We start from the raw sequence: 26,697 nt of genomic DNA, 5'->3' as shown, positions 1-26,697 counted from the left end.
TTGAAAAGCAACAAGCAGGACAGAAATGACAATTCGCATTGCAGTGATCGGCGCCGGCTTGATGGGCGCAGATCATGCCAAGATAGTCGCCGAGAAGCTTCCCGGCGCACAGCTCCAATTGGTCTGCGACATGGATGAGCAGCGCGCTCGCCTTGTCGCCGATGCATGTGGCGCGTTCGATATTGCCACGGACCCCAAGGACGCTATCGCGCGGCACGACGTTGACGCCGTGATCATTGCCAGCCCCGACTTCACGCATGCGCCGCTTTCGACGGCCTGTATTGCGGCCGGCAAGCGCGTCCTGTGCGAAAAACCGCTTTCACAAGCGTCGGCTGATTGCATCGCCGTGATGGAGGCCGAACAAATGGCGGGGGCGAGATTCGTCCAAGTCGGCTTCATGCGGCGTTACGATCGTTCCTACCAGGAGATGAAGCGGGCGCTCGACGAGGGCCATCTTGGCCGGGCGCTGATGATGCACAATTTCCACCGCAATGTTGAAACACCTGCGGCCGATTTCACTGGCGCCATGGCCATCACCAATTCCGCCCCGCACGAATTCGACGTCGTGCGTTACGTGCTCGGGACGGAATATGCTGCTGTTTCCGCATTCCAGCCGCGCCGCTCGGACGCCCGTGTCGCACCTGTCGTCATGGTGTTGGAAACGGTGGACGGACAGCTCGTCAACATCGAGATCAACAACAACGCCAGCTACGGCTATGACGTCCGCGCCGAGCTGGTCGGCGAGCGAGGCTCCGTGGCGACCAACAATGTTGCCTACACCCGTACGGACTCGGCGCTTAGCCAAAGTACAAGCTACGATGCCGACTGGCGGACGCGCTATTACGATGCCTACCGCCGCCAGAACCGTGACTTCCTTCGCTTCGTCCTGACCGGCGAGTTCCCGGCGACGGCCTCGGATTGCTGGGACGGCTATTGCGCCGCCGTCGTTGCCGAGGCTGGCGTGGTGGCGCTGAAGGAAGCCCGTCGAACACCCGTCCAGATGATTGCAAAGCCGGAGTTTTACGCGTGAAGCTGGGTTTCGTTTCAGACAGTCTCGGCAATCTGCCGCTCGAGGCAGTGCTCAACCATGCCCAGCGTATGGGAGTATCCGGTGTTGAGGTGAATACTTGCGGCTGGTCGACGGCCCCTCATTTCCGGCTTCCGTCGATGCTCGGCAACAGAGAAGCGCAGAAGCGCTTTAGTGGAGCGTTTGAGGAACGCGGGCTGGAAATAATCAGCCTGAACGCAAACGGCAATCCGCTGCATCCGACCGACAGGGTACAAGGCGAAGGGTTGAAAGATACGATCCGCGTCGCCGGCGACATGGGTATTCGTACCGTCTGCACCATGAGCGGTCTGCCAGCCGGTAGCGCCAGCGACAGCATGCCCAACTGGGTTGTCTCCTCCTGGCCGCCGGAAACGCAGACCATCCTCAGATATCAATGGGAAGAAAAGCTGATCCCGTTCTGGACAGAGATCGCGGCGCTGGCGAAGGAAAACGGCGTCGATCGCATCGCGCTCGAACTCCATGGCAATCAATGCGTATACAACGTGCCCTCGCTGCTGAAATTGCGAGAAGCGGTCGGGCCAATCCTCGGCGCCAATCTGGACCCCTCTCACCTGTTCTGGATGGGCGCCGATCCCCTCGTTGTCGCTGAAGCGCTGGGCGAGGCCGTATACCATGTGCATGCCAAGGACACGATGCTCAACCGGCCCGTTCAGGCAACCACCTCGTTGCTTGAGAATGGCAGCCTGATGAACATTCCGGCTCGGTCCTGGAGTTACGTCACGCTTGGGTTCGGCCATGGCGAAGAGTGGTGGAGACAGTTCTGCTACCGGCTCAAGATGGCCGGCTATGACGGCTGGCTTTCCATCGAGCACGAAGACGTACTTCTGAGTTCGCTGGAGGGGCTCGAGAAGTCCGTCGCGCTCCTGCAGGGTGTGATGCCGTCAGCTCCCGCAGACTTCAAACCGCAAGCTATCTGAAGAGACACCCCAATGCCCTGGATCGACGCCTGTGCCGCTGATGAAATCGAAGCCGAAGAAGCGAAACGCTTCGACAATAGCGGCCGTACCTTCGCGATCTTCCGCAACGACGCGGATGAATACTACTGCACGGACGGGCTTTGCACGCATGAGAAGATCCACCTTGCCGACGGTCTCGTCATGGGGAATACGGTGGAGTGCCCCAAGCACGCCTCCGTTTTCGACTTCACGACTGGCGAAGTAGAGACTCCACCCGCCTGCGAGAATCTCAAGACCTACAAGACGAAGGTCGAGAACGGCCGCGTCATGGTCGAGGTCTGAGCCGCCATGAGCCAACCCTTCCAGCTGGCCGCCTGCGCCGAGATGCTTTGGCGCGATCGCCCGATAGCCTGGCGCGTCGCGCGATTGCATGATTTGGGTTTCGGCGTCGGATTGTGGAATTGGCCGGACCATGACCTCGAAGCGCTCGTGAAGACGGGCGCGACTTTCACGATCATGAACGGCTATCTCCAGGGAAGGCTCGCCGATGACGAGGGCGCCGACGCTCTTCTGAAATCGGCTCTCGAGACCGCAAGGATCGGAAAGCGCCTCGGAGTAGCCCGATTGAACCTGCACGGCACCGGGCTCGGCGAAGGCGGCATTCCTGTCGTCAAGACCGACGTCGAGACCGGCCCGATGTGGCTGAAGGCGCGGGACACGTTGAACCGCATCTGCGACATGGCTGAGGCCGAAGACGTTGTCTTCACGCTTGAAAATCTGAACCTGCTGGACCACCCCGGCTGCCCGTTCGGCTCAACGGCGGCGGTGCTGGCATTGGTGTCGTCGATCGACAGGCCGCAACTGCGGATCAATCTCGACCTCTATCACACGCAGATCGGCGAGGGCGATATCGTGCGCTGGTGCGAGAAGTGCCTGCCCTTCATCGGCGAGGTGCAGGTCGCCGACAATCCGGGCCGTTGCGAACCTGGAACCGGAGAGATGAACTGGCCCTACATCGCGAGAGCCCTGTTCGAGATGGGATACTGCGGGCCGGTGGGTCTGGAAGCCTTTGCCCAGAACGATCCGGAAGCGGCGCTGGACGCATTCCGCCGGGCTTTCACGGTGTAAGCGATGAACCGCAGCGGAGGCTGACCATGGGCATGTATCACAACCGTCCTACTGTCGAGGACATCCGAAAGATGAAGAAGAATGGACAGAAAATCTCCATGCTCTTCGTCAGCACGCCCGATGAGGCTGCAGCCGCAGCCGCGGCAGGCATCCACATGCTTTCCATCGAAGGTCGATATTTCGACCAGGAGATGCGACAGGCAGCCGGCGACTGTTTCGTCCAGATCGGCCTGCCTTATGGCGGCTGGGGGAGCTTTGCCGGGCGGCCGCTCGCGACGGCTGAGGACTATCTGCGTGCGGCCTTCCACTTCGCCGGCATCGGCGGCGACGCCTTCTACTGTGCCGCGTCCTACGACATCCAGAAGGCGCTTTGCGACAACCACCTCCCTGTGGTTGGCCATATCGGTTTGATCCCTTCATACATCACCTGGACGGGCTGGCGTGCAGTCGGCAAGACCGCGGATGAAGCTATCCGCCTGTGGCGACACACACAGAGACTCGAGGAGATCGGTGTCTTCGGGGCGGAACTGGAAGTCGTGCCCGACCGTGTCGCAAAGTTTCTGGCGGAAAACTCATCGCTCGTCATGCTCGGCATGGGCGCCGGCAAATATGCGGATGCGCAGTACCTGTTCACCGAGGACGTCTGTGGCTACGGCAAGAACCACAAGCCGCGGCACGGAAAAGTCTACCGAAACCTCGGTCCGGAGTTGCAGAAGATCCAGGACGAACGCATCGCTGCCTTCAAGGAATACAAGGGGGAGGTCGATTCCGGCAGGTATCCCGGTTACGAGCATACAGTCCCTATTGGCGATGCCGAGTTCGAGACCTTCATGCAAGTGGCCAAACGGTGACACCATGCGTGTAGAGCTATCAGATCCCTCACGGGCGAGCGGTCGACAAGTCGTAGCCCGCAATACGCCGGCGCCAAACGCTCGCAGAACTAAAAATGCGGATTGCGAAGAGGGAGCTCATCCTCCCGGCGAAATTAGAAACTGTCGCGCGCCTCATGTTTGCGGAACCGGGTTACGTTGCCTTCGAGAATGCCGCCTCGATCGCACGCCGATGCGGGGTATCCCCGACAACCTTGTCCCGCCTTGCCCCGCGCCTCGGCTTCAGATCCTTCAAGGAAATGCAGAATTGCTTCCGAGTGCACATTCTAAGCCAGTCGCGAAACGAGCTGATAGCCGCGGGCCGCTGAGCGACGAGGAACATAGCGTGATGATATCCTGCCCGCCGATTTCTGAGGGGAGCGACGCCGACTCGATGATCACGAAGCGGTGACGGCTGTAACGAAGGCTCGGCGGGCTGCGAAGGCTGGACGTAAGTCGCGAAGCAGTTTGCGGCGGGCCCGGCCGAAATGCGGGCGCGATCTGCCAACCCTCAAGGAATCCACGATCATGATGAATAGGCGCACTTTCTCCGCCACGCTAGCCGCTGGAGCGGCTGCGGGCATACTGGCCAGCTCCGACAAGACACGAGCGCAGACGGGCCCCAGGGTTCGGAACGTCGTCCTTGTCCACGGCGCCTATGCGGATGGCTCGTGCTGGTCGGAGGTGGTTGGCCGGCTGCAGCAGGCCGGCTTCAATGCAACCGTCGTCCAGCACCCGCTGACGACGCTGGAGGCGGGTGTCGAGGCAACGCGGCGTGCGATCGCGCTGCAGGACGGACCGACGGTCCTTGTCGGACACTCCTTTGCCGGCATGATCGTCAGCGAGGCAGGGATTGATCCAAAGGTTTCCTCGCTCGTCTATGTCGCGGCGCGGGCGCCAGATGCCGGGGAAGACTACACGGCGCTCGCCAAGACATTTGCGGCGCCGCCGGCCTCCGCCGGCCTTGTCTGGTCCGAAGGCTACGGCAAGCTCAGCGAGGAGGCTTTCCTGCGGGATTTCGCCGGTGGTATCCCTCGCGAGAAGGCGCGCGTCCTCTATGCCGTCCAGGGGCCGATCTCGGACAAGCTTTTCACCGGAAAGACAACGCAAGCGGCCTGGCGCTCGAAGCCAAGCTGGTATGCGGTCTCCACCGAAGATCGCACGATCAACCCCGATCTAGAGCGCTTCATGGCCAAACGCATGAACGCAAAGACCATCGAAGTGAAGGCAAGCCATTTGTCGTTGATCTCGCACCCGCACGAGATCGCCGGGCTCATCTCGCAAGCAGCCGGATCGCTCAGCTAGCGAGATTGGTGGCATCTGGGGCGGCATGGAAATCAGCCGCCTCAGGGCTTCGGCGATCTGCGAGTCGACATCCGCGAAGCGTCCGGTATGGGGCCTAAAATGGTTGTTGTACGGTTCTAGAATTGGGAATCGCTTTGGGCTTCCTGGAAGCTTTTCCTAGCTACCCTCGAATCCATGCTCGCTGAAGACGTCGATCGGGCCATCAAGCGCAGCGTCGGTGTCGAATTCCCGTCAACGGAACGGGAGCTTGTCGACAGCATCATCCCGGAAGCTGTCGGACCGCTTCCGGCCGAATGCGGTCATTCTAGGAATGGCTCCCAACGCTTGCAAACGAGGTTACCTAGGGTGGGCTGGATGGCGTCGCGGGAGCATACGGAATGATACGGGAAGATTTCTGATTTTGGCCCACGAAAAAATCAACAAAATCAACGATTTTCGTTCGCCCTCCGGGCCCACCATTTTTCTTTGTTATCAATAGGTTATAATGGGTGCTGCCAAGCCGATTTGGCAGCATTTGGCAGCGCCCCGGCAGCAACGAAAAAGGGCGGCTCGCGCCGCCCCGGTTTCTTTGCTGACGATCCGCAGCGGCGGCGGCGCTGCCGCCGGCGATCATGGTAAGCCTCTAGCCGCTTTGTGCCCTCGACGGCATGCCCAGCGTCGCGATCGCCTCGACGGTCACTTCGTTGTGATGGCGTCTGGCGCGAACCGATCGGTCCCCTAGCTTGGTGCTGATCCGATCACCCTAGTTTTGGTAACCGCTGTAACAAATCCGGAGGTACAGCATGGCAGAATTGAGCCGCAGTCAAGTTCCGGGATCCACGAGATCGGGCATCTCTCGTCGGACGTTCCTGAAGCACGGTGGCACCTCGGCCGTAGGGGCGGCGTTGCTGGAAGCAGGGGCGGCGCAGGCAGCCGTTGATGGTTCTATGCAGGACGATGCCAACGAAGTGCTTGGCCCTGGTCTGATCCCGATCGATCTCACGATAAATGGACGACGGGTCCCGGTGCAGGCGGAACCCGCCACCACGCTGGTCGACGTCCTCCGCAATCACCTCGGCCTGACCGGCACCAAAATCGGCTGCGATCGCGGAGCCTGTTCTGCCTGCACGGTCTGGCTCGACGGTCAGCCTGCCAGCAGTTGCATGACGCTGGCGCTCGACGCCCGGGGTAGGAACATCACCACGATCGAGGGGCTGGCCGAGGGCGGCAAACTTCATCCGGTGCAGCAGGCGTTCATCGAGCATGACGCCCTTCAATGCGGATTCTGCACGCCTGGAATGGTAATGAGTTGCGCAGCGCTCATAGATCGTAAACCCGACGCCGGCATCGACGAAGTGAAGGCCGCGATAAGCGGTCACCTGTGCCGCTGCGGCACCTATCCGAACATCTTTGCGGCAGTGCTCGCCGTCGCCGGCGAGAATCGGAGGAGGGGCACCTGATGGCTACCGAAAATCAGGCGCGGGCCGACCGGCCTTCGTTACGGTCCCAGTCCTTGCTCTACGGTATCGTCGGGCAGGAGATGAGGCAGGTGACTCGGCAGGTGCCGGACGATGAGCCGCCGCAGTTGCCAGTGAACGCCGAACTGCGCTCCATCGGCAAGTCGATCCCGCGGCTCGATGCCGTGCAGAAGGTGACGGGCGCGGCGAAATACACATTCGACGTTCAACTGCCGGGAATGCTCCACGCACGGCAGATCGTCTGCCCATGGCCGCATGCCAGGGTGATCTCGATCGACACCTCAGCGGCTGAGCGTCACCCCGGCGTCCGTGCTGTACATGTGCTCGAGACACTGCTGCAATCCGCCAGGCTTCGCGATCCGGACGCCGAGGCCCGCAACAAATACCCGACGGTCCGCTTCGCCGGCCAGACCGTTGCCGCGGTCGCCGCCGAGACGCAGCGGATCGCCGACCAGGCGGCGAAGCTCGTGAAGGTCGAATACGAGCGCTTGCCGCATGTCACTGACCTCGATGCGGCAATGGACGATGAGGCACCGATCGTCTTTCCAGGACCGGTCGAGCAGCCATCAACGGCCGGCGGCGGCGGCGCACCGGAAGGCTTGCCGCAGAAGGGCAATGTGCGCGGTCCCAACTTCGGCATGCCGGGTATGACGCCCACGGGCGATATCGACCAGGGCCTGGCGGAGGCGGACGTGATCGTCGAGGCCGAATATCGCACGCAGGTTCAGACTCATGTGCCGATGGAAACACATGGCATCGTCGCGGATTGGCAGGATGACGGGCTGACCATTTATGCCTCCACGCAGCACACGCACAGCGTGCGCGATGAGGCCGCCGAATATTTCGATCTGCCCAAGAGCAAGATCCGGGTAATCAGCGACTTCACCGGCGGCGGGTTCGGCGCCAAATATGGGATCAACAATTTCGGCCTCCTCGCCATTCATTTGTCGCAAAAGGCCGGCGCGCCCGTGCGCATGATGCTGGACCGCCGTGAAGAGCATGTTTCGGCGGGCAATCGCCCCAACAGCTTGCAGCGCGTACGGATCGGCGCCAAACAAGATGGCACCCTTACCGCCATCGACGTCATAAGCTGGGGCTCCGGCGGCATCGCTGGGGGCGCCGGCATAGGCTTCTGCTACAATGCGCTATATCCGTGCCCGAACATGCGCACCGAGCAGTATGACGTGTTCACGAATGCCGGCCCGTGCGCGGCTTTCCGCGCACCCGGACAGGTGCAGGGCATCTTCTCGCTCGAGCAGACGATGGACGAACTCGCGGATCGGCTGCAACTCGACCCGCTGATCCTGCGCGATCGCATCGACACAAAGCCCACCGACGACATGCTTGCACGGGCACATGAACGCAAGGTCGCGGCCGAGCGGTTCGGCTGGAGCCGCCGGCGTCCGCCGAACGCCGACGCCGGGCCGATCAAGCGGGGGATTGGCATGGCGCAGGCGCAGTGGGTGTATGTCGTCAGCCCTCCGACGACGGTGGAGGTGCGGGTCGCCGATGACGGGTCGGTCTCCGTCTACAACAGCACGCAGGATGTCGGCACCGGCACGCGGACTGTGCTTGCCCAGGTGGTTGCAGAGGAGTTCGGCCTCAACGCCGAGGACATCGGCGTCTTTATCGGCGACACGCGGTTCCCGTGGGGACCGCCGTCCGGCGGAAGCCGGGTGACTGCGTCGGTGACCGCGCCTGCCCGCAATGCGGCCTATGCGGCGGCACGCGACCTGGCCGCGCGCCTCGCGCCGCTTTTCGACGACGCCGATCCCGATGACATCTTTTTCGCCGACGGCAAGGTGGGCGTCCGCGGCAAGGAGGGAGCCGCAAGGCCGCTCAAGGATGCAGCCAAGGAAGCCAAATTCGGCGAAATCTCGAAACTCGCTAAGCGGCACGACGACTATGAGGGATTTGCGGTGCCGGGAGAGCTCTCCATCAGCCGGCATGGGCTGGGCGGTGTCCAATTCGCCGAGGTGGCGGTCGATGTCGAGACCGGCGTGGTCAAGGTCGAGCGCATCGTCGCTGCCAGCGATTGCGGCAGGCCGATCAACCCCAAACTGGTCGAGAGCCAGGTGATCGGCGGCATCATCCAGGGTATCAGCTACGCGATCTACGAGGACCGCATCATGGACGCGGCGAGCGGCCATCAACTCAACGCCAATGTCGATCAATATAAGATGGTCGGATCACGCGAGACTCCGGCGATCGAGGTGCTGCTCATGGAGCAGATCGGGGCGCAGTCGTCGACCGACGCGCGAGGCATCGCCGAGGCAAGCAATGTGGCGACCAGCGCCGCGATCGCCAATGCATTCTACAACGCCACCGGAAAGCGGATTCGCACTTTGCCGATGAACCCGGCAAATGTGCTGGCGACGCTCAGCGCCTGAGATCGGCCAGAAGGAGTCCATCATGGCCATGAACAGCTTCGAATGGGTGGATGCCACGACGGTCGAGCAGGCAGCAGGTCTGCTTGCCGAAAGCACCGAGCAACGCCCCGTCATCGCGAAGGCGGGCGGGATCGACCTTCTGGACTTGATGAAGGAAGGGACTCTAGCGCCGATGCGACTCGTAAATCTGAAGACCATCCGCGGTCTCGACGAAGTCGACACGGAAAACGGGCTGTCGCTCGGCGCACTTGTGACGCTGGACCGCATCGACAACGATCCACAGATCCGCGCGCGCTACTTGGCGCTGTCGGATGCTGCCGGACATGCGGCGACGCCGCAGGTCCGCAACGCCGCAACGATCGGGGGCAATCTGCTGCAGCGGCCGCGCTGCTGGTATTTTCGGCACGATCATTTCCATGGCGAAGGTGGAGATGAGATGGGGAGCAGGGGCGCTGACGAGAACCAGCACCACGCGATCTTCGACAACGACAAAAACGCGATGGTCCAAGCCTCGACGCCGGCGACGGCACTGGTCGCCTATGATGCAAGCGCCGAACTGGCCGGCGGCGCCAACGGCTCACGCGTCGTAAAGCTCTCGGATTTCTTCTTGCCACCCGAAATGCAGCGCGCTCACGATGCCAGGATCGAGACTGGCGAGGTTATGACGCGCGTGATCGTTCCGCCGCTGAACGCCGGGGCGAAGGCCGCCTACCGCAAGCAGACCGAGCGCGACAGCTACGACTGGCCGATCTGCGATGTGGCGGTGGTGCTGACGATGGAGGGCCAGACAGTGCAAAATGCTTCGATCGTCATGGGATGGGTCGCACCAACGCCTCGCCGCGCCGTCGAAAGCGAACGTCTCCTCATCGGCAACAGGCTTACCGACGACTTGGCGCGACAGGCGGCCCGTGCCGCGGTGGCCGGCGCTACCCCGCTGGCGAAGAACGGCTACAAGGTGCCAGTGCTGGAGACGGTCGTTCGCCGCACGATCCTGGCCGCTGCCGCGGGCTAGCGTCCTGGGGCTGTCCAAAATGGGTTCGGCAACTTCGCAGCCACACGCGGCGCCGGCAGTCTGCCGACGGTTGCGCTCCAAGGGCGCACCCGGGACAGGTTACGGGAGCGGCGTCGACTTCAACGCAGGCTACAGTTCGACCGCAACATTCTGGTGTACCGCCACGGCCGGCGTCGTCGGGCCTGATGACTCCTACGTCCATCCGCACGTATGCATAAGCGCTCGGATATGCTTCCTGAGTCCTTAGAGCAGGATCAAGTTTCATGACATTGGTGGAGGAAGGCGACAATCAACTGTTGTGGGTTTGATTAACTCAACTCTGGGTAGCAAGTCGTCTCTCTGTGAGCGCCGTGACGACGGTTGGCACGCGGCTCACGGCAACCGGCCATTGAGCGTGCACGGTGCCACCAGGAGTGAATAGCTCAGCTCGACGTTGCCATCAATCGCGGAGCAATACGGAACGATGCGAGAGGGTTTTTCGAAACTTGCCAATGAAAAAACCAATAAAATCAATAATTCTTAGACATTGTCCGGGCCCACCATTGTCGCTCAATATCAATAATTTATGGCCGACGTCTATCCAAGGGCAGGAGAAGCGATCTTGTGCCTGTTTCTATCCTCTATTTTTGCTCCTGTTCGTCGGTCGGCCAACGACCCCAGCGGCGATCGGCTCGATGCGCTTTTCTGCGCGATCCAGACGGCCTGGGGGTGAACGATGCGAAGCGAGCGATACGGCGCGCCGGATCATCTCGATCCGCTCGAGGGATGGATCGCCGATCCATCCCTCCGCGAGATCCAGGAACCCGCCGGTCTGGCTTCAGCCTGAACCCGGCGCCTCATCGGCTCGGCGTCTACTCGGCCGCGCCGCTCTCGGAAGCCAGGGTCGGGCCGGCTTCAGGCCGCCTGCGCCGGAATGTCCTGCGCAGAGCAACGTAGAAGACCGGCGTCAGGAAGAGGCCGAACAACGTCACGCCCAGCATGCCGGAGAACACGGCCGTGCCGAGCGATTGGCGCATTTCCGCGCCAGGCCCGCTGGCGATCACCAGCGGCACCACGCCCAGGATGAAGGCGAATGCCGTCATCAGGATCGGCCGCAGCCGCAGCCGGCAGGCCTCGACAGCCGCCTCGACGGCGTCAAGGCCGCGCTCCTCACCTTGGCGCGCGAACTCGACGATCAGGATCGCGTTCTTCGCCGCCAAGCCGATGAGCACGATCAGCCCGATCTGCACGAGAATGTTGTTGTCGAGACCGCGGAAGGCGACGCCCAAGAGGGCGGCCAGCACGCTGAGCGGGACGATAAGCACGATGGCGAAGGGCGTAATCCAGCTTTCGTATAGCGCGGCGAGCACCAGAAAGACGAACAGAACCGACAGGCCGAAGATGAAGACTGCCGTGTTGCCGGTCTGCCGCTCCTGGAAGGCGAGTTCAGTCCATTCGAAGGAAGTGCCCTGCGGCAGCGATTCGGCTGCGATCCCCTCCATCAGGTCGAGCGCCGTGCCCGTGGCGACACCAGGCGCTGCATTGCCCTGAAGCGGCACGGAGACATACATGTTGTAGCGCTGCACGAGCGAGGGACCGGTGACGTCGCGGATCTCGATCAGTGTGCCGAGCGGCACCAGGTCGCCGGCCGCCGAGCGCACCTTCAGCTTCAATATGTCGTCGCGATCGATGCGGAAAGCCTGGTCGGCTTGCGCCCGCACCTGGTAGACGCGACCGAAGGCGTTGAAATCGTTGACATAGGCGGTGCCTAGATTGATCGACAGCGTCTCGAAGATGTTGGGGATCGGCACGTTCAGCATGCGCGCCTTGTCGCGGTCGATCGCCAGGAAGAATTGCGGGCTGGAGGCCGAGAAGGTGGTGAAGACGCCCATCAACCCGGGCGTCTGGTTGGCCTTGCCGGCGATTTCGTTGGCCAGCGCCAGAATCGGCCGCATGTCGGCGCTGTTGCGCTCCTGGAGCATCATCTTGAAGCCGCCGGAGTTGCCGATGCCCCGCACTGGCGGCGGCGGCAGCGCGATGATGAAGGCCTCCTGGATGCTTTGCAGGCTGCCAAACAGCGTGCCGATGATCTTGTCGGAAGTATCGCCGCTCTCGAGCCGTTCCTCGAAGCTCTTGAATGGCGCGAAGATCACGCCGGAATTGCTGGCGTTGGTGAATGTCGCGCCGTTGAATCCTGCGAAGGCGACGGCGTTGGCGACACCCGGCGTCTCGCGGATGATATCCGACGCCTTCTGGATGATTGCGTCCGTTCGGGCGAGCGAAGAGCCCTCCGGCAATTGCACGACGACGATCGCATAACCCTGGTCCATGTTGGGGATGAAGCCGCGCGGCACCGTCTGCAGCATGTGATAGGTCGCGTAGAGCAGGCCTGCGAAAACGAGCAGCATGGCGGCAAGCGCCAAAGTCGTGCCGACCAGTCTGTGCACCAGCCAGGCATAGCCGTCCGCCATCCTGTCGAACCCGTTGTTGAACCCGTTCGCCAGAGCGCGGCCGAACCTTGCCAGGAAGAAGTTCGAATGTTCCTCGCTGTGCGGCTTGAAAAGCACGCCGGCGAGAGCCGGCGAAAGCGTCAGCGAGTTGAATGCGGAGATCGCGGTGGAGACCGCGATGGTGATGGCGAACTGCAGGTAGAACTGGCCGGAAATCCCGGGAATGAAAGCCGCCGGAACGAAGACGGAGATCAGCACCAGCGAGATCGCGAGGACCGCGTTTCCCACTTCATCCATGGTCTTGTGCGCAGCGGCGCGCGGAGCGAGCCCCAGCCGGATGTTCCGCTCGATATTTTCCACAACCACGATGGCGTCGTCGACAACGATGCCGACCGCCAGCACCAGCCCGAACAGAGTGAGCATGTTGAGCGAGAAGCCGAAGGCGAGCAGCACGGCAAGCGTGCCGATCAGCGAGACCGGTATCGCCACGATCGGCACGATCGCCATGCGCCACGACTGCAGGAACACGATGATGACGATCACCACCAGCAGGATCGCCTCGGCGATGGTGACATAGACCTCGTTGATGGATTCGGCGATGAACTCGGTCGGATTGTAGATGATCTCGTAGGCCAGCCCCTTCGGGAAATCCTTCGAAAGCTCCGCGATGGTCGCCTGGATTTCTTCCGCTGAGGCCAAGGCATTGGTGCCCGGCCGCTGGAAGATGCCGAGCGCCACCGCCGCCTTGTTGTTGAGATAGGAATTGGTGACGTAGTCCCTGGCGCCGAGCTCTATGCGCGCCACGTCCTGCAGGGAGATCAAGCGGCCGTCCTCGGCCGACTTGACTATGACGTAGCGGAAGTCGCGCGCGTCTTCAAAGCGCCCTTGCGTGGTGACCGTATACTGGAAGGCCGAGCCGTCGCCAATCGGCGGCGCGCCGATCGAGCCGCCCGACACCTGGACGTTCTGGTCGCGCAGCGCCTCGACTACGTCGCCTGCGGTCATGCCGTAGGCGGACAGCTTTTCCGGGTCGAGCCAGACGCGCAGCGAATATTCGCGCTCGCCGAAGATCTGCACGTCGCCGACGCCGTCCAGTCTCAGCAGGACGTCGCGCACGCGCGAACGCGCATAATTCGAGACGTAAAGCTGATCATATGTGTCGTCGGGCGACAGCATATGGACGACCATCATCAGGTCGGGCGAACTTTTCGCCGTGGTGATGCCGAGCCGGCGCACCTCTTCCGGCAGGCGCGCTTCGGCGATCGAGACGCGGTTTTGGACCAGCACCTGGGCCGCATCGAGATCGGTGCCGGGGCGGAAGGTGATGGTGAGCGACATCGAGCCGTCGCCGGAGGAATAGGACGACATGTAGAGCATGTGCTCGACGCCGTTGATTTCCTGTTCGATCGGCGTCGCCACGGTCGCGGCGACCGTCTCGGCGTCGGCGCCCGGATAGGAGGCGCGCACCACGATGGTCGGTGGCGCGATTTCGGGATATTGCGCGACCGGAAGCTGCGTATAAGCGATGCCGCCGACGAGCACGAGCACGATCGACAGCACCGCCGCGAAGATCGGGCGGTTGACGAAGAAATGCGCGAAGTTCATTGCGTCTGCCCTTCGGCTTCAACCTTGGGCGGCAATTTGGTCATCTCGGACTTGACGGTGACGCCCGGCCGCACTCGCACCAGCCCGTTGATTACCACTGTCTCTTCGCCGGTGAGGCCCTCGCGGATAACGCGATAGCCGTCGATGCGCGGGCCGGTGCGGACCGGCTTGGCCGAGATCAGGCCTGCCTGGTCGACAACGAAGACGATGCGGCGGTTCTGGTCGGCGCCGATCGCCTCGTCAGGCAGAAGCACGCCCGGATGCGGCAACGAGCCGGGCACGTTGATGCGGCCGAACATGCCCGGCTGCAGAACGCCGTCCTTGTTGTCGAAGCGCGCCCTGGCCCGCATCGTGCCGGTAGCTTCGTCCAGACGGTTCTCGGCGAAGTCGAGCTTGCCCTTGAACGTCGCTTCATCACGGTCGGCGACACGGACGACAACATCGACGCCGCCGGCGCCTTCCTGCATGACGCCGCCGCGCTCGCGGGCGTCGCGCGCATAAGAGAAGTAGGTCCGCTCATCGATGTCGAAATAGAAGTTGATCGGGTCGATCGAGACGATGGTGGTCAGCACGGTCTGGTCGGCCTGCACCAGATTGCCCGGCGAGATGAGCCGGCGGTCGACCCGGCCGGAAAACGGCGCCTTGATCTCGGTGAATTCGAGATCGAGACTTGCGTTTTCAAGTGCCGCCTCCGCGCCGTCCAGTTGCGCTTGGGCGGCGAGATATTCGCGGCGGCGGTCGTCCAGTGTCGAAACCGGTATGTTGCCTTCGCGCGACAGGGTCTCGGCGCGCTCGAACTGCATCTTGCTGAATTCGACCAGGGTCTTGGCCGAGTCGACCTGCGCCTGCGCCTGGTTCAGCGCCGCCTTGAACGGCCGCTGGTCGATGGTGAACAGGAGGTCGCCCTGCTTGACCAGCGTACCGTCCTGGAAATGGACCTGGTCGAGATAGCCGCCGACGCGGGAGCGCAGCGAAACCTGGTCGACAGCTTCGAAACGGCCGACGAACTCATCGTCCTCGACGATATCGCGCACCAGCGGCTTGGCTACAGTGACGACGGGCGCGGGAGGCGCTTCCTGCGCCTGTGCGGCCGGGGCCGCGAGCAAGCCGATCGCCGCGAAGGCCGCGGCGGCGAGCCATTTTGCAGGGACGTTTCTGCTGGAGGGGGCGGCCAGAGAATCGTGGCGGAGGCGTGCAGTGTGAACCATGGTTACCCCTCGTAATCGGTCCTTCATGCGAAGTCCGTAACATCTAGGCAGCTTGTGTGCCGCACAAATCAATTTTTTGAAAGCATTGACAGGAAGCGGCTAACCGGGGAGCGCGAACGCACATCTCGCGTTTATCCGCTGCGTAGGCATCGCCATGCGCTCGAGCTAAAGCGGATCTGACAAGCCATTGCGCATCCCGACGTGCGGCGGTTCTGTCGGGAGGAACAGGGCCGCTCCCGCGCGTTGAGGTCCGACCTGCTTCTCATTCTGCGGTTATAGGCGGCGATATAGGCTTCGATGAAATCGGCAGATTGGACATTTGCTACACTCCGAAAACGCTATTGCACCATTGCACCACTTGCATAGCACTGGGACGTGACAACCGCACGTCCGCACGTCTCTCCTGCAGTTTGGAAAAAAGATCGTCGATAAGCGGCGCATGTATGGCGCGAACGAGGGTGAGGTCGAACAGTTCAAGCACCTTATCGGAAGCGTGCTGCTGTGGCGTGACAATCGTGAAGGATGCACTCTGCAATTAGAGAAGTGACGCTACCGCGACCCCTCATGTGAGACTGAAATACCGGCAGGATTTCATCGCTCACGCGTGAATCTGAGCGAGGCGTTGATCGTTATAGTGGGACAGAAACATTGAAAAACATTGGAGCAGATTTGAACACTCGGCAGTCCCACTGATTTCCAAGTACTTGATTTTTCATGGTTCCCAAACCTCCTCCGGGCCCACCATCGGCTTTTGTGGCCGTTGATTTACTTGGATTTTTTGCCCATTTTTGTCCCACCTCTTTCAACCCCCTCGGAGCCATCGCTCCGATAGCGACACCACAAGGCTCGGGGGCCGTCATTGTTCATGGTCAAAGGAGGTCGTTCAAACATGTAGCGGTATGGGCCCCAATGCTCCTCCGAGTCTAAACGAGGGCAGACGCGCCTAAATTCCGGTGTCCAGCCCCGGAAGAGATGGCGCTCTAGATAGTCTTCGGTCAGCGTCCAGGGCTCGGTCGGCGTTGCAGGCTCATCAAGGTTCAAGCTGCCGATGAAATGCCCGCCCGGTTTAAGTACACGTCGAATTTCACCGCATGCCTGTTCCAAATCGTCGACATGGTCTAAGCTGTTCATGCTGAAGACGACATCGGCAGAGGAACTACGAAGTGGCAACTCCTCGGCACGTGCTGCGATATAGAGCATATTGTGACTAGAAATATTAAATAGTTCGTATCTCGACGCCAGCGGATCAATCCCGATCGCATGCTTTGCTATTCCGTCCAGCCAAGTAAGCGAGCCTTTAGGACCGCACCCTATGTCGATGCACGACTTTTCCCGGAAAAACTCCGCATCGGCAAGTCCCCCCATTGCCAGCATGAATGCACGGTAATAATCGGTTTCCGGCTCTATTCCGTGCGTAGAAAACCAGCCCTGCCAGAAGGCCAACTCGCTTCCACTCTTGACGCTAAGCCCCGAGCGAGCCCAGATCAGCCGATTGAGCGCAGAACGTGCTCTCCGCCGGACCGAAGTAGGGAGAAGCGCGCGTATCAAAGGCTTTGCATGCAATGCCATTTGGGCGCTCTCTGATTGAAAAATGCCCGACCGCACAATGATTTTGACACGCAGTTGAGCTTATGTCGAGCCCGAGCCGAGGCGTGTGGTTTTGGGGCGAACTCGCTACGCAATAGGTTTCGCCTACAGCCCATACTGGCTGCCCGGCTTCCGCGAACGCATCGCCAAACCTGTCGGGAGCTATGGCGGAAGCTGGGTGAAGACGGTTTGAGGAAGGCGGCGTATCCAGGCGGGTGACAAAGCCTGCCAGAACCTCCCGAAGGGGGATACGCTATGAAGACCGATAGCAACGTTCTTACTTTTCGACATCCAGACGACTTCGACGATCCCTTCGAGGAGCGCCGGCCCATTGCGGCATCTAGTTTGACAACGAACGGCTAAGCAGGTCTGATGCGGCAATGCGTCCTCTGGAGGGCGACCAATGGCGGCACGTGCACTTATCCGAGCGGTGCGACCGGTCAAAGCTGCGGTTTGTCATGCAATTCGAACCTACCGATTGGTTGGGTTCACAAGCCCGAAATGGGTTAAGACCAGCGATGGTTTTTGGATGATGCTGGACCCGAACCAGTTCGTTGATCGCGAAATTGTTGCGGCGGGCGGCATGTGGGAACCAGCATTGCGCAGCATCATCAAGGCGGCCGTGAAGCCGGGCGAAGTCTGCATTGATGTTGGCGCTCATAAGGGATATGTGAGCTGCCTCCTCGCGCAGGCGGTAGGGGCGACCGGAAGGGTGCTTGCTTTCGAACCAGATCCGAGGGCATTCGAAGCTTTGGCGGTCAATCGCGACAGGAATGGTTTCGAGCAAATCGAGGTTTTCCCTGTCGCCCTCGGTGACAAGACGGGACACATCGATCTCTCGCTAACTCAAATGCTCGGAAACACCAGTAGTTTCCCGAATTATCTCGCTGCGGCAGAGGTCATAGGGATAATCAAGGTCGAGTCCAAAACGTTAGATTCAATATTGAATGAAAACCTATCGTACGGAAAGCGAATAACTTTTATAAAGATTGATGCAGAGGGCGCGGAGCCCCTTATATTCGATGGAATGCAGGATGTACTAACACAACATTCTCCGTTGATTGCAATGGAGATCAACTTCGAATCGCTCAAGGCAGGCGGTTTTGATCTTGGTGCTATAAAGCGTCAGCTCATCAACGCGGGTTACTCGAATCATTTCGAGCTTGTCTACAAGGAAGTCGTCCCGGGCGTCGGCTTCACAAGGCTTAGGCCTATTGACATCACACAAGAACGCGGTTTGCTGATTGAGACCTTGTTGACACGTGATGACAATTCACAACTTCGCATCGAGTCTTTCTTCGCTTAATGCAAAATACGGAAAACAAGTTAGCACTTGGCACGCAGCGACGAACTGCAGGGCCGATCACTGAGCCGAAGTGTGCTCGGTATCGTCCTGCTAACCCGGATGTGCACCGGCACCTGTCAGGTTAACGCCGATCGAGGAACTCGACACACCTGGTTAGGATGCGATCTGCAGCCTTTCCGTCGCCGAAAGGGCTGCGAACCCACGGCTTCGGTCTGCACCGCTCCGCATCTTCCAGATAGGAACTCACAGCCTGAACGATCCGTGACGTGTCCGTTCCAACCAATTCCGCTGCTCCGGATGCAATAGCCTCAGGCCGTTCTGTGGTGTCCCTCATCACGAGCACAGGCTTACCCAGGCTGGGAGCCTCCTCCTGGATTCCTCCCGAATCCGTCAGAACCAAAGCCGACGTTTTCAAAAGCCGAACAAAGGGAAGATACGCAAGCGGCTCGATAAGGTGAATGTTCGGATGCTCTCCCCTTTCGCCAAGGATCTCCGTAACGGGCGCCCTTACGTTCGGATTCAAATGAACGGGGTAGACGAAGTGACAGTTCGGGAAACGGGTGGAGAGAGAAAGAATCGCTTGGCAAATTCGCCGAAAGGGTGGGCCAAAGCTTTCCCGGCGGTGGCCGGTGATCAGTACGACGGGTGTCCTTCCATCGAGCAAGTCTTCTGGAATTCCGGGAACCGGTGGAATCACTTGTTTAACCATTTCAGACGCGAACAGAAGCGCATCTACAACGGTATTTCCAGTTAACAATATCGACTCTTCTGGTATTCCCTCGTTCAACAGATTCAGTGCAGCGCCCTCGGTCGGTGCAAAGTGGAGGGACGCCAGCCGACTTATCATGACTCTGTTTGCTTCTTCTGGCCATGGGGCCTGAATATTGCCTGTTCTTAGGCCGGCTTCTACATGAACGACCGGGATCGCGTGGTAGAATGCAGCGAGGGAGGCACAAAAAGCTGTGGTGGTGTCGCCCTGTACAATGACGAGGTCAGGACGCTTTGCGAGAAGAAAATCGTCTATAGCCTCCAGCAGTCGGCTGCTAAGCTGAGATAGCGTCTGATTGCTCCGCATTATGTTCATTTGTACCGCTGGGTTGATGCAGAAGCTTTGCAAAACTTGGCTAACCATTTCACGATGCTGGCCCGTGCTGCATGTAATCGTCTCGATTGAAGGATGTTTTTCGAATGCCAGAATGACGGGCGCAAGCTTGATTGCCTCAGGTCGAGTGCCGAAAATAACTGCTGCTTTCCACATCATACAGCTTCTCCATCATAGGAATTTTGCGCTAGCGCGCACTCGGGTGGAAGCCTACACTAGCCGTTGGGCATGGGTTCTTTTCCGTCGGAATTGCGGGGCGACGCTGGATTGTGCCATCGGCATTGCGATGGCCGTCTGCATCGGAGGGTGATCGTGGTCGGGCAATTGGCCGTGTCCTTCGTAATCTTCGTCAATACCGTTCTCTTGATTCCTGCTTCGGTGTTGCTGTTGCAGACATTTGCGTGTTTCTTCCTGCGGCCACGAAAGATGCACCTCGCGGATGACCGTCCGCCCGTCGTTGTCCTTGTGCCCGCTCACGACGAGGCTGCCGTGATTGGGGAAATGCTTTCGTGCACCCGGGAACAGATGACTATTGCCGACCGGCTGGTCGTGGTGGCTGACAACTGCAACGATGAAACCGAAGCGGTCGCAAAGGCCGCAGGAGTTGAGGTCGTGGTCCGGCGTGACGAAAGCCATATAGGGAAGGGGTATGCTCTGGAGGCCGGCGTCCGACACATCGCCCGGACCGGTCCGCGCGACGTCATCGTTTTCCTTGACGCCGACTGCATTTTGGATCCCGGAGCGCTGTCCTGCATGGCGCGCGCCTGTGTTGAAAGATCGAGTGCAATTCAAGCCTGCTATGTCATGAGCAATCCACCAGACAGTGACAGCAGTGCGCGTGTCGCGGAATTCGCCTGGCGAATCCGGACACTCGTCAGACCCTCCGGACTCGCCAATCTTGGTTTCCCCTGTCACCTGATGGGCTCGGGTATGGCCCTCCCGTGGAGCGTCACTCGTATGGCCGATCTTGGTACTGCACATCTCGCAGAGGACGTTCTGCTCGGCATTCAGCTGGCCCGTAGCGGAGTCCCGGCATGGTTTTGCGCCGACGCCCGAATAACCAGCAAGTTTCCCCGGAGGCAGAAAGGGCGCAACTCGCAGCGACGGAGATGGATTCATGGCTTCTTTGCCTTGTTGAAAGGCGCCGTTCCAGGCCTGATGGGCGACGCGCTCAGGCATCGTTCATTACAGATGTCTGCGCTGGCTGTGGATTTAATGGTGCCACCTCTTTCAGTCTTGCTTGCACTGCAAACGCTCGGACTTTTTTTTGCAATTGCCGCGGCTTCAATTGTCGCGCTCAGCGTCAGCTTGATTGGCATGTTCTTTCTGGCTGTCGCCATAGCAATCTGCTGGTATTTCGTGGCAAGAGACCTCGTCGGTTGGCGCGAGGTCATGGCGCTACCGAGGCATAGCGGCACCGTAGGTTTGATCGTCTTCAACTATCTCCTCGGAAATGTGTCAGCGTGGACACGCTCTGAACGAGACTAAACGGTGTCGTGCCACGTTCCAGCGAGGACGACGAGCAGGTCGATCATGCGCTCGTGCCGTGTGTCGCCCGCCGAAATGCAGCGGCAAAGACCAACTCATCCCCTTCGGTCAGTAGCCATCCTTCAAAACGACTCGTGCGGGCACGCCCATGACGACGGCACGTTCAGGGACATCTCTTGTAACTACGGCGCCTGCGCCAACGATCGCATACGCTCCGATCCTCGTTCCGGGCAATAGATTCGCTCCCACGCCTATTGCAGCCCCGCGTTCGATGTATGGACCTCGGCTGCGCGCCTCGTCATATCCTTTCCGCCCGATTGCGTTGTCATTCGAGGTTCCTACTCCGCCCGAGATAAATACCCCATCTTCGATCGTCATATTGCCCGCAAGCCACGTGTGGTCCTGGATTTTCACTCCATTCCCAACAAGTGTGTTGTAGTTTATGGTGACGTAACGTCCGATGATTGTGTCGGAACCTATCCGAGTCTGCTCTCGAACAGACGCACCATCTCCCAGCAGCGTCGATTGGCCTATTTCGACATCGTAGAATATCACAGCGTGCGGCCCGATCGAGCAGCCACTGCCGATTTCGACTTTGGGGACGAAATGCGGAATTCGGGTGAGGGCTCCTGGACCTTTGGGAACTTTTCCGATGTAGGCCCCGGGAAAAATCTCGACGGCATCTCCTATTATCACCCCGGGTTCGAGAACGACGTGGGGGTGAATAACGACGTCGTTTCCGATCACTACTCCGCCCCTCACGACCGCAAACTCGGCGATCGTCACATTGGAGCCGACCAGATCAGTTTGGACGACCGCCCACTCGCTTGTCCTGTTCATCAACTGTCCTCCCAGGAGTGCCCGTCCAACTGTCGAGAACAGCCGTCTGCGCGGGATCGTCCCCATGGGCGACGCCTGTTGCCAGCCTCAAAGCCGCGGCGACGCTGGCGACCTGTCCGCGAGTGAGTTCGGGAAACATAGGAAGCGAGAGAATCCGACCGGCGGCGCGCTCAGCCCGTGGCAAATCGCCTTCGTGATATTGCAAGTACGCCAATGCAGGCTGGAGGTGGAGGGGCAGAGGATAGTGGACGCCGGTCGCGATGTTCATGGCCTCGAAATGCGTGCAGCAGCGGTCGCGAGTATCGGTTTGTACGACGTATAGGTGGTAAACGTGCGTTCGGCCACGCATCAACTCGGGGAGAGCGACGTTTGCATCTGACAATTCCGAGGCATACCACTGAGCAGCCAATTGCCGGCGCCCATTCCAGCGGTCGAGATAGCCAAGCTTGATCGTTAGCACTGCGGCTTGCAGCGTATCCAAACGACTGTTCGATCCGATCTCCGCGTGGACGTACTTGCTTACTCGGCCATGGTCGCGTAGCCGCTGGATTCGCTTTGCCAAAGTTTCGTTGCTGGTCGTTATCGCGCCGCCGTCCCCATAGGCGCCGAGATTTTTGGCGGGGTAGAAGGAGAAGCAGGCAAGGTGACCGATTGACCCAACCCGGCGACCGTTATATTCCGCGCCGTGCGCCTGGGCGGCGTCCTCGATCACGTGAAGATTGTATCTGCGCGCGATGTCCATGATGGGGCCCATGTCGGCTGCCTGGCCGTAGAGGTGGACAGGAATTATCGCCTTTGTCATGGGTGTCAGGGCTCGCTCGATCAACTCCGGATCGATCGTGTAACTTGCCGGGTCTATGTCGACGAATACGGGCGTTGCTCCCACCGCCACGATCGCACTCGCTGTTGCCATGAAGGTGTTCGGAGCCGTTATGACTTCGTCGCCCTGGCCAATGCCAAGTGACTGCAGCGCGATGCGGAGGGCGTCAGTTCCGCTGGACACCCCCACTGAGTAGCGTGTGCCGCAATAGGATGCGAAAGCAGCCTCGAAGGCCTCGACTTGTTCGCCACCAACAAAGCACGCGCATCTCATAACGTCAGCCACGGCCTCATCGACCTCTTGCTTGATAGACTCATATTGCGCGGTGAGATCTACAAGCGGGATTGCCATCACTTTCTCCCAAGTTCTCGAATCCACGCCATGGATCGGCCGTTCTACCTCAGTCGCAGCCGCTCGCGCCGGCGACTCCTGCTTCAACGTGCCCCCAGTGCGCGCAGCATCGCTGGGATAGTGAGTACAATGAGCTTGAGATCGGTCCAGAGCGTCCACGTTCGCACATACTCGACATCCAGCCGGAGCATTTCCATTGGACCAACGCGGCCACGTCCTCGGACCTGCCACAAGCCCGTGATGCCGGGCTTGACCGAGTGGCGCTCGTGGTGCCATTCCTGAAAATAGTCGATTTCGTAGGGGATGGCCGGGCGCGGCCCGACAATACTCATTTCGCCTCTGAGCACATTGATCAACTGCGGCAACTCGTCGAGGCTCGTGCGCCTTAGCCAGCGGCCAACCGAGGTGACACGAGCATCGTTCGTCAGCTTAAACTCAGCCTTAGGGTCGTCTGATATTCGCTCCCCAGCCCACAGGCGCTGTATGGCACGCCGATGTGTTTGGTCACTGCTGCCCTGCACCATTGTGCGAAACTTGAGGCAGACGAATATCTTGCCATTCCTCCCGACGCGCTGTTGCTTGAAAATCGCCGGCCCCGGACTGTCAATGCGAATGGCGAGGGCAAGCACGAGAAACACTGGTGCGAGCACTATAAAAGCGATCCCTACCAGCATTACGTCAAGGACGCGCTTTCCGATCACGCCGCGTGCCAGAGCGGGGCGTTTTATTGGCCGAGTCATTGGATCTTGTTGAAGACGTTCGGGTTGTGGGCTGCCGCAACTTTCCGAATCGGCGGCAGGACTGTCCTGGGCGGCGTCTTAGCGGCGTTTCGAATGATTGTCTGATGGTGGATTCGCTTGGAGGCCGCTTCGAGTGCCTGAACAACGCGTAGCCCTGAGCGCCCATCCGCGCGCGGCTGCTTGCCGGTACTGATGGCGGTGACGAAGTCCAAAAACTCGAGCTTCAATGGCTCAGCAACTGCAATCGAGGGGATATGGACGTCTCCATGATGATACGCCGAAACGAAGTCCGCGTAGGAATCGCCATTCGTGGTGGTCGGCTTGAAACATTTGTCATAAACACGCACTTTTTCGGCAGGTAGAACATCGTCAAAAACCAGCATGCCCTCACTGCCGACCACCGTGACTTGCCGCACCTTCACAGGGTCAAGCCAGGACACATGCAGATGTGCCTTAACTCCACCGCTGAATTTAACCATCGCATACGCAACGTCTTCAACGTCGGGAAATACATGAGCGCAGCCCCAAGCGTCGATTTTCTCGACCCTATTGCCCAGTAGCGAAAAAATTATGGAGAAGTCATGCGGCGCCAAGTCCCAGAGGACGTTGGTGTCTGATTGGTACAACCCTAAATTAAGACGGCGGGAGCTTATATAATGAAGATTGCCGAGACCTCCCCTCTTGATCACATCTTCCATAAAACGCACTGCCGGATGATATTCAAAGGTATGTCCAACCATTAGAATAAGCGATTTCCTTTCAGAAATCGCAATTAAGGTGCGGCATTCCGCACTCGTCATAGCCATGGGTTTTTCGATCAGAACGTTCTTGCCGGCCTCCAGCGCCGCCTTCGCCAATTCGAAGTGGGTCGAAATAGGCGTTGCGATAACCACTCCAGCAACATCACTTGCGAGGATCGAGTCGAAACTCCGCGACACAGCCACGCGATTGTACTCTGATCGAATATAATTCAGACGATCCTGACGAACGTCTACCGCCCATACCAGTCGTACCGATGGAATTCCCAAGGCGATGCGAACGTGCTTCGAACCCCAGTATCCACACCCGATGACAGCAATTGGGATACGGCTGGTCACAGCTTGTCCCCCGTTTACTCGGCGTTAAACATCATCCAATTCCATTTTTCGGACACGCGCAATAAACCATACGGTCTATTCATTTCAGGTCTACTCGCCCCGATGTCGGGCTCACCTGGCCCGGGGCACCCCATGGACGGCCGCGCCAGAGGCTGGTGCGGGACATCAGGCCCTTGCAGCGCAGGACAGGCTCGCGGGTGAGAAATGGCGGAGGTCAGATTGCGCCGCGGCGCGAAGGGCCCGCTCAGGGCCTCGTTCGCTGCCGTGCGGGTGCGCGCGGTGGACGACTTTGCAAGACGCGCAATCATCTTCATCCGGAAGCCGATCATATCCGCCACGCTATGGATGACCTGGTCCGGGCAGCGCGGATCATCGATGCAGCGCGCCAGACGGTCAGCCACCCGCAGCCGCTTTTCCACCTCAGCCAGAGCGAGAACCCCGCTGTTGGACGACCGCATGCCGCCGTCGAAACGCGCGACGACGGACTTGCCGCGAACAGATGACAAACCGGTCAGCGGCAGCGTAGGAACATTCACGGCGGGTGTGGTCTCCGGGAAGTGGCGCGGATCGGCGTAAGCAACCAAATCCTACGTCATTCAACGGCTTGCACCACATCCGCCAAGCCCCATGTATTCGATGTAATTTGCACAGTGAGCCGGATTGGTTCAGGATTACCGCATGGTGAGGTTGCATCCATGGCTATCCAAGATGTTCGTCGCTTTTTGTTTGGCGTGCTGCTTTGTGCTGCTGTACCGATTTCATTCCAAGCCGCCGCAGCCGACTACAAGCTAGGCCCGCAAGATAAGGTTCGCATCAAGGTTTATGAATGGCCCGCTCTGTCCGACGACCTTGCGGTAGGAGACGACGGAACTCTAGCGCTGCCGCTGGTCGGGACACTGAAGGCGGATGGCATCAGCGCCGCCGATCTCGCAAAGGAAATCTCGAGCCGGCTCCAGAAAAAGGAGAACCTGCGTGAACCGCCCTATGTCTCAATCGACATACTACAGTACCGCCCGTTCTACGTTTTAGGGGATGTGCAGCACCCAGGGGAGTATGCCTACCGACCCGGGACGAGAATCCTGACGGCCCTTAGTATCGCTGGCGGACCTTATCGCGTGTCGGATTTTCAGGCGCTAAGAGCGGAACGGGACGCCATTCTCAGCAGAGGCAGCCTGAACATTTATGAGGGCAAACGTCGAGCGCTCCTGCTTCGACTCGCGCGACTTAAGAGCGAGACGCGCGAACTAGCCATAATCGAGGTGAATCTCGAGGAACCGGGCGAACTTGCAGGCGTGACCTCGGCAGAACTCGCGCGAGAGACCTCGATCCTCACCGCCAGGAAGACCGCATTCGATAACCAGAAAGCCAGCCTGCACGCACAGGTTGAAACATATGCGCAGGAGATCGGAGGGCTCGAAGCCCGGATTGAAAGCTTGCAGAAGCAGCAGAAGTCAGTGCAACGGGAATTAGAGGCTGGCCGAATTCTGGAAGAGAAAGGGCTCGCACTGATGCCTCGCCAAGCAACTCTCGAGCGATTGAGCGCGCAAATAGAAGGTGACCAAAGGGACGTAGAGGTTCTAATCACGCGCGCGCGGCAGTCCATTATCCAGACTGAGTTGGCTCTGGCCAAGGCTACCGACGATCGAAAAAAGGATATCGCGACCGAGATCCAGCAGGTTCTCGCCGAACTCGTGGAAGTGCAAAGCGAGATAGCGACGCATGAGGAACTGATCCGGGAGGCGGAGCTTTCCGGGGCGGCGGTTCGTGGCGTCGTTGCCGACCAGCGGAGTATGCGATTCCGGTATCAGATTGTTCGAGAGGATTCGACGGGCGTGCACAAGTTCCAAGTCGACGATGACGCGCGGGTCGAACCCGGCGATGTCATCAGTGTCGAGCGAGTTGCTCCTGAATCCGGTTCTGCTGGTGGATCGCGCTTGGGCGGCAGTGGATCGGGCATGGCGCATTGGAGAGCGCCGCCGGTCGTTCCAAGTAGGTGAA

21 protein-coding genes and 1 pseudogene are annotated in these 26,697 nt (G+C 59.9%); 12 read left to right on the top strand and 10 right to left on the bottom strand.

Annotation, left to right across the window (positions count from 1 at the left end; all coding sequences use genetic code 11):
• The first annotated feature begins 25 nt into the window (after window positions 1–25).
• The 6 genes from AC0L28_RS13175 (at window position 26) to AC0L28_RS13150 (ending at window position 5,267) form a co-directional block, all read left to right on the top strand.
• The gene (locus AC0L28_RS13175; RefSeq protein ID WP_473477875.1) at window positions 26–1,030 is read left to right on the top strand and encodes a Gfo/Idh/MocA family oxidoreductase; all 1,005 of its coding nucleotides are present in this window, start codon (window positions 26–28) and stop codon (window positions 1,028–1,030) included.
• Entirely contained in the window at window positions 1,027–1,986 is a 960-nt protein-coding gene (locus AC0L28_RS13170) for a sugar phosphate isomerase/epimerase family protein (RefSeq protein WP_473477873.1), read from the top strand. The genes AC0L28_RS13175 and AC0L28_RS13170 overlap by 4 nt, the downstream gene beginning before the upstream one ends.
• A gap of 12 nt (window positions 1,987–1,998) precedes the next feature.
• Window positions 1,999–2,307, top strand: a complete 309-nt coding sequence (locus tag AC0L28_RS13165; RefSeq protein WP_473477871.1) for a MocE family 2Fe-2S type ferredoxin — start codon at window positions 1,999–2,001, stop codon at window positions 2,305–2,307.
• 6 nt (window positions 2,308–2,313) lie between these two features.
• Window positions 2,314–3,093: a TIM barrel protein gene (locus AC0L28_RS13160; protein WP_473477868.1), complete on the top strand. Its 780-nt coding sequence runs from the start codon at window positions 2,314–2,316 to the stop codon at window positions 3,091–3,093.
• Between the two features lie 71 nt (window positions 3,094–3,164).
• Entirely contained in the window at window positions 3,165–3,944 is a 780-nt protein-coding gene (locus tag AC0L28_RS13155; RefSeq protein WP_473477866.1) for a 3-methyl-2-oxobutanoate hydroxymethyltransferase, read from the top strand.
• A 543-nt stretch (window positions 3,945–4,487) separates the two neighbouring features.
• Window positions 4,488–5,267, top strand: a complete 780-nt coding sequence (locus tag AC0L28_RS13150; RefSeq protein ID WP_473477945.1) for an alpha/beta fold hydrolase — start codon at window positions 4,488–4,490, stop codon at window positions 5,265–5,267.
• A 340-nt stretch (window positions 5,268–5,607) separates the two neighbouring features.
• Here AC0L28_RS13150 and AC0L28_RS13145 read toward each other — a convergent pair whose 3' ends face one another.
• Window positions 5,608–5,880 carry a hypothetical protein gene (locus tag AC0L28_RS13145; RefSeq protein WP_473477864.1) on the bottom strand — a complete coding sequence of 91 codons (273 nt, stop codon included), beginning with the start codon at window positions 5,878–5,880 and terminating at the stop codon, window positions 5,608–5,610.
• A gap of 169 nt (window positions 5,881–6,049) precedes the next feature.
• On the opposite strand from AC0L28_RS13145, the gene AC0L28_RS13140 reads away from it, so the two are divergent.
• From AC0L28_RS13140 to AC0L28_RS13130, 3 genes are read left to right on the top strand one after another with little or no spacing between them, the layout of a single operon-like run.
• The gene (locus AC0L28_RS13140; RefSeq protein WP_287071387.1) at window positions 6,050–6,706 is read left to right on the top strand and encodes a (2Fe-2S)-binding protein; all 657 of its coding nucleotides are present in this window, start codon (window positions 6,050–6,052) and stop codon (window positions 6,704–6,706) included.
• Window positions 6,706–9,114, top strand: coding sequence for a xanthine dehydrogenase family protein molybdopterin-binding subunit (locus tag AC0L28_RS13135; RefSeq protein WP_473477863.1), 2,409 nt, complete (start codon window positions 6,706–6,708; stop codon window positions 9,112–9,114). The genes AC0L28_RS13140 and AC0L28_RS13135 overlap by 1 nt, the downstream gene beginning before the upstream one ends.
• A 22-nt stretch (window positions 9,115–9,136) precedes the next feature.
• The gene (locus AC0L28_RS13130; RefSeq protein ID WP_473477860.1) at window positions 9,137–10,126 is read left to right on the top strand and encodes an FAD binding domain-containing protein; all 990 of its coding nucleotides are present in this window, start codon (window positions 9,137–9,139) and stop codon (window positions 10,124–10,126) included.
• Between the two features lie 851 nt (window positions 10,127–10,977).
• Here AC0L28_RS13130 and AC0L28_RS13125 read toward each other — a convergent pair.
• The 3 genes from AC0L28_RS13125 to AC0L28_RS13115 all read right to left on the bottom strand — a co-directional run bounded on the left by AC0L28_RS13125 (window position 10,978) and on the right by AC0L28_RS13115 (window position 16,811).
• On the bottom strand, window positions 10,978–14,160 hold the full coding sequence (locus AC0L28_RS13125; protein ID WP_473477858.1) for an efflux RND transporter permease subunit: 3,183 nt from the start codon (window positions 14,158–14,160) through the stop codon (window positions 10,978–10,980).
• Window positions 14,157–15,368, bottom strand: coding sequence for an efflux RND transporter periplasmic adaptor subunit (locus tag AC0L28_RS13120; protein WP_473477855.1), 1,212 nt, complete (start codon window positions 15,366–15,368; stop codon window positions 14,157–14,159). Before AC0L28_RS13120 ends, AC0L28_RS13125 begins: the two co-directional genes overlap by 4 nt.
• A gap of 765 nt (window positions 15,369–16,133) precedes the next feature.
• The gene (locus AC0L28_RS13115) at window positions 16,134–16,811 is read right to left on the bottom strand and encodes a class I SAM-dependent methyltransferase (protein WP_198032775.1); all 678 of its coding nucleotides are present in this window, start codon (window positions 16,809–16,811) and stop codon (window positions 16,134–16,136) included.
• A gap of 547 nt (window positions 16,812–17,358) precedes the next feature.
• Between AC0L28_RS13115 and AC0L28_RS13110 the strand changes: the two genes are divergently transcribed.
• Window positions 17,359–18,261, top strand: coding sequence for an FkbM family methyltransferase (locus AC0L28_RS13110; RefSeq protein WP_473477853.1), 903 nt, complete (start codon window positions 17,359–17,361; stop codon window positions 18,259–18,261).
• A 121-nt stretch (window positions 18,262–18,382) separates the two neighbouring features.
• On the opposite strand, the gene wecB is transcribed toward AC0L28_RS13110, so the two are convergent.
• On the bottom strand, window positions 18,383–19,522 hold the full coding sequence (wecB, locus tag AC0L28_RS13105; RefSeq protein ID WP_473477851.1) for a non-hydrolyzing UDP-N-acetylglucosamine 2-epimerase: 1,140 nt from the start codon (window positions 19,520–19,522) through the stop codon (window positions 18,383–18,385).
• A gap of 153 nt (window positions 19,523–19,675) precedes the next feature.
• On the opposite strand from wecB, the gene AC0L28_RS13100 reads away from it, so the two are divergent.
• Complete coding sequence (locus AC0L28_RS13100) at window positions 19,676–20,851, top strand: glycosyltransferase family 2 protein (protein ID WP_473477849.1); 1,176 nt, start codon at window positions 19,676–19,678, stop codon at window positions 20,849–20,851.
• Between the two features lie 108 nt (window positions 20,852–20,959).
• On the opposite strand, the gene AC0L28_RS13095 is transcribed toward AC0L28_RS13100, so the two are convergent.
• The 5 genes and pseudogenes from AC0L28_RS13095 to AC0L28_RS13075 all read right to left on the bottom strand — a co-directional run.
• Window positions 20,960–21,691, bottom strand: a complete 732-nt coding sequence (locus tag AC0L28_RS13095; RefSeq protein ID WP_473477846.1) for an acyltransferase — start codon at window positions 21,689–21,691, stop codon at window positions 20,960–20,962.
• On the bottom strand, window positions 21,654–22,862 hold the full coding sequence (locus tag AC0L28_RS13090; RefSeq protein ID WP_473477844.1) for a DegT/DnrJ/EryC1/StrS family aminotransferase: 1,209 nt from the start codon (window positions 22,860–22,862) through the stop codon (window positions 21,654–21,656). Before AC0L28_RS13090 ends, AC0L28_RS13095 begins: the two co-directional genes overlap by 38 nt.
• Before the next feature lie 83 nt (window positions 22,863–22,945).
• The gene (locus AC0L28_RS13085) at window positions 22,946–23,563 is read right to left on the bottom strand and encodes a sugar transferase (RefSeq protein WP_473477842.1); all 618 of its coding nucleotides are present in this window, start codon (window positions 23,561–23,563) and stop codon (window positions 22,946–22,948) included.
• Between the two features lie 35 nt (window positions 23,564–23,598).
• Entirely contained in the window at window positions 23,599–24,699 is a 1,101-nt protein-coding gene (locus tag AC0L28_RS13080; RefSeq protein ID WP_287309992.1) for a Gfo/Idh/MocA family protein, read from the bottom strand.
• A 299-nt stretch (window positions 24,700–24,998) separates the two neighbouring features.
• Window positions 24,999–25,235: pseudogene (locus AC0L28_RS13075) on the bottom strand (transposase); the annotation flags it as partial.
• A gap of 159 nt (window positions 25,236–25,394) precedes the next feature.
• Here AC0L28_RS13075 and AC0L28_RS13070 point away from each other — a divergent pair.
• Window positions 25,395–26,696: a polysaccharide biosynthesis/export family protein gene (locus AC0L28_RS13070; RefSeq protein WP_473477839.1), complete on the top strand. Its 1,302-nt coding sequence runs from the start codon at window positions 25,395–25,397 to the stop codon at window positions 26,694–26,696.
• Window position 26,697: the final 1 nt, after the last annotated feature.

The organism is Mesorhizobium sp. WSM4847 (genome assembly GCF_055811335.1).
This window is presented reverse-complemented; position numbering and strand designations above follow the sequence as displayed.